The 2,506-nt window shown below is 41.6% G+C and carries 2 protein-coding genes and 1 pseudogene; 2 read left to right on the forward strand and 1 reads right to left on the reverse strand.

Features of this window, described 5'->3' with window-relative positions:
- Both F6K37_RS37960 and F6K37_RS37965 read left to right on the forward strand, forming a co-directional pair.
- A partial coding sequence (locus F6K37_RS37960) for a phosphotransferase family protein (RefSeq protein ID WP_287256220.1) occupies positions 1-1,013 on the forward strand: 1,013 nt, incomplete at its 5' end.
- A 17-nt stretch (positions 1,014-1,030) separates the two neighbouring features.
- Positions 1,031-2,137 carry a T3SS effector HopA1 family protein gene (locus tag F6K37_RS37965; RefSeq protein WP_287256223.1) on the forward strand — a complete coding sequence of 369 codons (1,107 nt, stop codon included), beginning with the start codon at positions 1,031-1,033 and terminating at the stop codon, positions 2,135-2,137.
- Positions 2,138-2,171: 34 nt separating this feature from the next.
- Here the strand turns inward: F6K37_RS37965 and F6K37_RS37970 are convergent.
- Positions 2,172-2,506: pseudogene (locus F6K37_RS37970) on the reverse strand (molecular chaperone DnaJ); the annotation flags it as partial.

Genomic DNA, 2,506 nt, shown 5'->3' on the forward strand with positions numbered 1-2,506 from the left:
TCGATCATGAAGGGAAAACTAATGGTGATTTTTGGTACGAATGGCTTTTTTATGAGTTTTTACAAGAGTTTCCAGATCTAAGCTCTATTCGCCCACTAATCTCCGAGGCGATTCATTTTGATTTAATTCGCTCAATTCTGGTTTTTAACTATCTTAATGACTATTCTGATTTAGCGTATTTTTATAGTAAAGATCAGGTTTTTCCTATTGATATCGCTAGCCAGATCGGAGCTACTATAGCCACAATCCATCGCACGACTCTAGACTGTCAGGAATATAAAGACTTCTTGAACTCTAATGCTAAACAGCTACCGATTGATGAAGAGGTTGACTTTCTTGAAAGGTTAGAACGAATTGAACCAGAAGTTTTTGGGGTCTATTGTGAAGATTCTCTTGAATTTTTTAGACTTTATCAGCGCTACGAGAGTTTAGGGAAAGCGATCGCAGAACTTAACCAAGTTTGGGAGCCTTGCTGTTTGATCCACAATGACCTAAAACTGAAAAACATATTACTGCACCTTGATTGGGAGCAATGCCTCTCTACAAACAAGCCAGAAGCGACAAGCATGGTTAGAGTAATTGATTGGGAGAAATTCACTTGGGGAGATCCGAGCTTAGATTTAGGAACCATTATCGCCAGCTATCTACAAATTTGGCTGAGTAGCTTGGTGATCAGTACAGCAATCGATGTTGAAACTGCTTTGCGTCTAGCCACAACTCCCCTTGAGGTAATTCAACCTAGCCTTGTTACTCTAACTCAAGCTTATTTGGCTCACTTTCCAGAAATTATTGAGCGACGTCAGAATTTTTTGAGACGAGCGATGCAATTTGCTGGGTTTGTCTTGATTCGCAAAATTCATTTAAAGATCAATCACCTCAAACCCTTTGACAACACAGGTATCTGTATGCTTCAGGTTGCTAAGACCTTGTTATGCCATCCAGAGCAATCAATCTCGATTGTTTTTGGCATCACAGAATCTGAACTCACTTTTCCTAGCCGTATTCCTGCCTAAGTCTATTGGTCTTGATTATGCAATTACTGGATACTCTACGAAATCAACGACTCGATTCTTCTATACCTGGATTGCTTGATGTTTTTTATGACATTCTTAACAATGTTCAGATTGAATCTAATTTCTATATTACTCATCCAGAGTACAAACCCCTGGAACTTCCTGATGAAGTGGTAGCTCGTTTTCAGCAACTACCCTTAAAGATCCAGAATACCTATCTAAGCCTGCAACTACGAACGTTTCTCTACCGTATCTACTACCACGGCTCTTATCAAACTACTCTTCCAGCGGATCACAATTCAAATGGTTGGGCACTTGACGATGATTTGGAGAACAATACGGTAAGGGGGCTTAACCTAGAGTTTTGCCAGCGATTGTGCGAAAGTAATCACTCTCAAGGCTACTTTGATCCAGGGTGGTTAGTGCTAAGGCAGGAAAGTGATGGTAGTCTGGCTGTGGAAAAGAAGGGTCTAATTCTGCACATTAGGCGTGATTTCCACTTACAACCGATTGATAGGGCTGCTACTATAGGGAGCTTAGTGGCAATCCGGATGCCCCCTAATTTAGTGCAAAACGGATTCTATGTAGCGGTTGGGAATGCTGGTCGAGTTAATCCTTGTAATTCAGATGGTGACCACCAGACAGTAAATGTCTATTTTAATCTGAATCCTGAAGGTGCAGTTGCTGTTATGAAAGCTATCACTGAGGGATTGAACCGAGTCAAAATTCCGTTCACGTTTAAGGTGCTATACAATCCTTCTGACTACGGGCGTTATGATTCAGGGATTCTGTGCTTGGAAAAGGGCAATTATAAAACAGTTAAACCCATGCTTAAGACTGTTTATGCTCAACACAAATCCCATTTTCTGCAAGGGGTGCCTCTGTTTACCAAGCAGCTGTTACCAGGACTGGCTCTATCAGAAGAACCCGATTATAAATTTACGCCTAAAGAAGATTTTGGGATGAATCGCTGCCAAATTGTTGCTAATGGGTTACTAGAAGCTTGGCTACAAGGTCACGACTCCCCAGAAGGTCGGATGAATTTTATCCTCCACAACTTTTCTTTGCTTGGAATTGATATCAAGCGTCCTTACTTGAATGCTAACTCTAAAGATATTTATTAGAAAACCATTTCACTTTTCTGATTTGCGCGTAGCGTTATATCATCTGCTCGATCAAACGAAAATCCTGTTCTATCTCAGCCGAGAGAGACTTATTGTAGGGGTCAGTCTTGAGGGCTTTTTTGAGATAATTTCTAGCTTTATCCAGCTTGTGCTGTTTAACCAAATGTCTTGCGCAACTTTGATAAGCGATCGCTTGCCACTGACGCACTTCTGGGTCTTGGGGCATTCTTTGAGCCAAGGCTTCTACTAATGCGATCGCTCTCATCAACCGTCGCTCCCGAAGCAATTGCTGGAGTTGATGATAGGAATCCCACTTCAGCTGTTGTTCAACTGCTGAGAGGGGTTGATTGGACTCAACGGATGGTGGCT

This window comes from Moorena sp. SIO4E2, assembly GCF_010671945.1.
GTDB classification, from domain to species: domain Bacteria; phylum Cyanobacteriota; class Cyanobacteriia; order Cyanobacteriales; family Coleofasciculaceae; genus Moorena; species Moorena producens.

Bases quoted from the DNA above. Each gene is read 5' to 3' on its own strand.
- F6K37_RS37965 (WP_287256223.1), top strand. From the start codon at position 1,031: ATGCAATTACTGGATACTCTACGAAATCAACGACTCGATTCTTCTATA.